The organism is Mesorhizobium sp. M7A.F.Ca.ET.027.02.1.1 (assembly GCF_004022985.1).
Taxonomy (GTDB): Bacteria; Pseudomonadota; Alphaproteobacteria; order Rhizobiales; family Rhizobiaceae; genus Mesorhizobium.
Map to the genome: position 1 here is coordinate 1 of NZ_RZOL01000456.1, position 4557 is coordinate 4557.

3 protein-coding genes are annotated in these 4557 nt (G+C 63.9%); all 3 read left to right on the forward strand.

What is annotated here, in order from left to right:
• Positions 1–1260: alpha-D-glucose phosphate-specific phosphoglucomutase (locus EN749_RS31115; RefSeq protein ID WP_128364592.1), on the forward strand; the 1260-nt coding region annotated here is incomplete at its 5' end.
• A gap of 208 nt (positions 1261–1468) precedes the next feature.
• Complete coding sequence (glgX, locus tag EN749_RS31120; protein WP_127810958.1) at positions 1469–3478, forward strand: glycogen debranching protein GlgX; 2010 nt, start codon at positions 1469–1471, stop codon at positions 3476–3478.
• Positions 3465–4557: alpha-amylase family glycosyl hydrolase (locus tag EN749_RS31125; RefSeq protein ID WP_128364593.1), on the forward strand; the 1093-nt coding region annotated here is incomplete at its 3' end. The genes glgX and EN749_RS31125, both read left to right, overlap by 14 nt.

A 4557-nucleotide genomic window follows, 5' to 3' on the forward strand; every position in this document is an offset into this window, starting at 1 on the left:
ATCAAGTACAATGCCGGCAATGGCGGCCCGGCGCCCGAAAAGCTGACCGACGCGATGTTCGAGAAAACCAAGACGATCTCAAGCTTCAAGATCGCCGATATCGATCCGATCGACATCGACACAACAGGCACGGTCAAGGCCGCCGGCATGACGGTCGAGATCATCGACCCGGTCGCCGACTATGCCGAACTGATGGAAAGCCTGTTCGATTTCGATGCCCTGCGCAAACTGTTCAAATCCGGCTTCCGCATGCGCTTCGACGCCATGCACGCGGTGACCGGCCCCTACGCCAAGGAGATCCTGGAAAATCGGCTCGGCGCGCCCAACGGCACCTGCCGCAATTTCAAGCCGCTGCCGGATTTCGGCGGCCATCACCCGGATCCGAACCTCGTCCATGCCAAGCACCTCTATGACGAGATGATGGGACCGGACGCGCCGGATTTCGGCGCTGCCTCGGATGGCGACGGCGACCGCAATCTGATCATCGGCAAGGGCATTTTCGTTACCCCGTCGGATTCAGTTGCCATGCTCGCCGCCAATGCCCGCCTGGCGCCCGGCTACAAGGCCGGTTTGAAGGGCATCGCCCGCTCGATGCCGACCAGTGGCGCTGCCGACCGCGTCGCTGAAAAACTCGGCATCGCCCTCTATGAGACGCCGACCGGCTGGAAGTTCTTCGGCAATCTGCTGGATGCCGACATGGCGACGATCTGCGGCGAGGAGAGTGCGGGCACCGGCTCCAACCATGTCCGCGAAAAGGACGGCCTATGGGCGGTGCTTTTGTGGCTCAACATCCTTGCCGCGCGCGGCGAAAGCTGCAAGCAGATCGTCACTGAGCACTGGGCGACCTACGGTCGCAACTACTATTCGCGGCACGATTATGAAGAGGTTGAGAGCGACCGCGCCAACGCATTGGTCGACGAACTGCGCGCCAAGCTCGGCGCGCTGCCGGGTACCAGCGTGCGCGGCATGAAAATCGCCAGCGCGGACGATTTTGCCTATCGCGATCCGGTCGACGGTTCGATCAGCGAGCATCAGGGCATCAGGGTGCTGTTCGAAGGTGGTTCGCGGGTCGTCTTCCGCCTCTCCGGCACCGGCACGTCGGGCGCGACGCTGCGCGTCTACATCGAACGTTACGAGCCGGACAAATCGAGGCACGACCTCGACACCCAGGCCGCCCTTGCCGATCTGATAGCCGCAGCCGATGATATTGCCGGGATTCACAGCCATACCGGCCGCCCCAAGCCAAGCGTGATTACTTGAGGGTGGCGGTTCGCGCTTTCCCTTCTCCCCTTGTGGGGTTCGAAGGACGGGGCGAGACCCGTGGCTCGCCCCAGGGCGGTGGATCGGCGCGTAGCGCCGAGACGATTGAGGGGTGCGCGAAGGATCGCTGTCCTTGCCAAGCTGGAACACCCCTCATCCGTCGCCTTCGGCGACACCTTCTCCCACAAGGGGCGAAGGGGGAGACTGCATGACCCAGCTCGGCGCCACCGTCACCCGCGAAGGCATCCGCTTTGCCGCTTGGTCGCAGGCGGCCCGTCGGCTTTGGGTCTCGATCTTCGACGAGCAGGGCAACCGGGAAATCGAACGGCTCGAACTGCAGCCGGAAGGTGAGGGCGTCCATGCGCTGTTCATTGCGGGCCTTGGCCAGGGCATCCGCTACGGCTTTCGCGCCGATGGCGACTACGCGCCGGAACGCGGACTGTGGTTCGATCCCGCCAAGCTCCTGACCGATCCATATGCCGTCGAGATCGACAGGTCCTATGTCTATGACTGGCGGCTGGCCCAGCGCCGGGGCGAGGGCGCCGATACCGCGCCGCTGATGCCGAAGGCGATTGCCGCTGCGCTGCCGAAGCCGGTGCAGGCTGCCCCGCCGCTATTCCAGCCGGGCGGCCTTATTTACGAAGTGCCGGTGCGCGCCTTCACCATGCTGCATCCGGACATTCCCGAAAAATTGCGCGGAACAGTCGCCGCACTTGCTCACCCGGCGGTTATCGAGCATCTGAAAGAACTGGGGGTTGACGCGGTCGAACTGATGCCGGTGACCGCGTCGATCGACGAGCGACATTTGCCGCCGCTCGGGCTGCGCAACGCCTGGGGCTACAATCCCGTGACTTTCATGGCCCTCGATCCGCGTTTGGCGCCAGGCGGCATCATGGAGTTGCGAAACACGGTCGCCGTGCTGCGAGAGGCTGGCATCGGCGTCATCCTCGACCTCGTCTTCAACCACACCGGCGAGAGCGACTGGCTTGGCCCGACGTTGTCGCTGCGCGGCCTGGACAACCAGGCCTACTACCGGCACTCATCAGACGGCGGGCTGGCCAACGATACCGGCACCGGCAACACGGTCGCTTGCGATCATCCTGTCGTCCAGGAGATGGTCCTCGACACGCTTAGCCATTTCGTCAGGGATGCCGGCGTCGACGGCTTCCGCTTCGACCTGGCGCCAATTCTGGGCAGGGTTGAAGGAACATTCGATGCCGAGGCGCCGATGCTGAGAGCGATGCGCGACGACCCGCTGCTGGCCGATCGGGTGTTGATCGCCGAGCCGTGGGACATCGGTTCCGACGGCTATCAGCTCGGTAATTTTCCGCCGCCATTCCTCGAATGGAACGACAAGTATCGCGATGACGTCAGGCGCTTCTGGCGCGGCGACGCCGGCATGGTCGGTGCGCTGGCGACCCGGCTTGCCGGTTCGTCCGATGTGTTCGCAACGAACAGGCAAAACGCCAGTCGGACCGTCAATTTCATCGCCGCCCATGACGGAATGACGCTCGCCGATATCGTGCGCTACGAGCGCAAGCACAACGAAGCCAATGGCGAGCAGAACCGCGACGGTCACAATGAAAACCTGTCCTGGAACAGCGGCGTCGAAGGGGATGCGGACGATCCGGCCGTATGGGAGTCTCGCCAGAACGATCAGTGCGCGCTGCTCGCCACGCTGTTTGCCTCGCGCGGCACCATCATGCTGACCGCAGGCGACGAGTTCGGCCGTACCCAGCAGGGCAACAACAACGCCTATGCGCAGGACAACGAGATCACCTGGCTCGACTGGGCCGGCCGCGACCAGGCGCTGGAGCGCTACACGGCGGAACTCTCGAGGCTGCGCCGGTCGATGCCGGCGCTTTCCGACACAAGCTTCCTCACTGGCCAGCCACCGGCAGGTTCGGAGATACCGGACGTCGCATGGCTGACCGAGACAGGCGCGCCGCTCGACGAACAGAGCTGGCAGGATCCGCAGCGGTACCGCCTGGTCATGATCCTGGCCGCCGAGGATGACCGCCGTCTTGCGGTGCTTATCAACGGCGATCGCCGGGCCTGCATGTTCACCTTGCCTGAGCGAGACGGATTCTTCTGGGCTCCAGCCATCGAAGCGCCGGATGCGGCGGACAGCTCGCGACCGATATCGGGACGGGCGGTGATCTTCATGATCGAACGAGCGCAAGCCGGCACAGGGGAGAAGCGCGATGGCGGCGAGTGACAAGACCGGATGGTGGCGCGGTTGCGTCATCTACCAGATCTATCCGCGCTCCTACCAGGACACGACCGGCAACGGCAGCGGCGATCTCGCGGGTATCACGTCGAGGCTCGCCCATGTCGCCTCGCTTGGTGTCGACGCCGTCTGGCTGTCGCCTTTCTTCAAGTCGCCGATGGCCGATATGGGCTACGACGTGTCGGATTACTGCGATGTCGATCCGGTGTTCGGCACGCTCGAAGATTTCGATGCGCTGGTCGCCGAGGCGCATCGTCTCGGCCTGAAGATCGTCATCGACCAGGTGCTGTCGCATTCGTCCGACAAGCACGACTGGTTTGTCGAAAGCCGCGCCAGCCGCGATAACCCCAAGTCGGACTGGTATGTCTGGGCCGATACCAAGCCCGATGGCGGCGCGCCCAACAACTGGCTCTCGGTGTTCGGTGGCCCGGCCTGGGAATGGGATTCGACCCGCCGGCAATACTACATGCACAACTTCCTAGCCTCGCAGCCCGACCTGAATTTCCACAACCCGGAGGTCCAGGACGCGCTTCTCGACACGGTGCGCTTCTGGCTGGAGCGGGGCGTCGACGGTTTCCGGCTCGATACGGTCAATTACTATGTCCATGACCGCTGGCTGCGCAGCAATCCGCCCCTGGCGTCGAGCGTCGCCGGCACTAACAGCGAGACCAACACCTACCTCTACCAGGAGCATCTGTTCGACAAGACGCAGCCGGAAAACCTGGCGTTCCTGCGCCGCTTCAGGACGCTGCTCGATGAATATGACGACCGCGCCGCGGTCGGCGAAATCGGTGATGAAGGCCGCTCGCTGCAGACGCTCGCCGCCTACACGTCAGGCGGCGACAAGCTGCATATGTGTTACACCTTCGACCTGCTCGGTCCGCAGTTCTCGGCCGCGCATGTGCGTGGCTGCGTCGAAGCCTTCGAAGCGGCCGTTTCCGACGGCTGGGTCTGCTGGGCGTTCTCCAACCATGACGTGGTGCGCCATGTCAGCCGCTGGACAAGGCCGGGCAGCGATCCCGACGCGGTCGCAAGATTCTCGATCATGCTGTTGTCCTGCCTGCGCG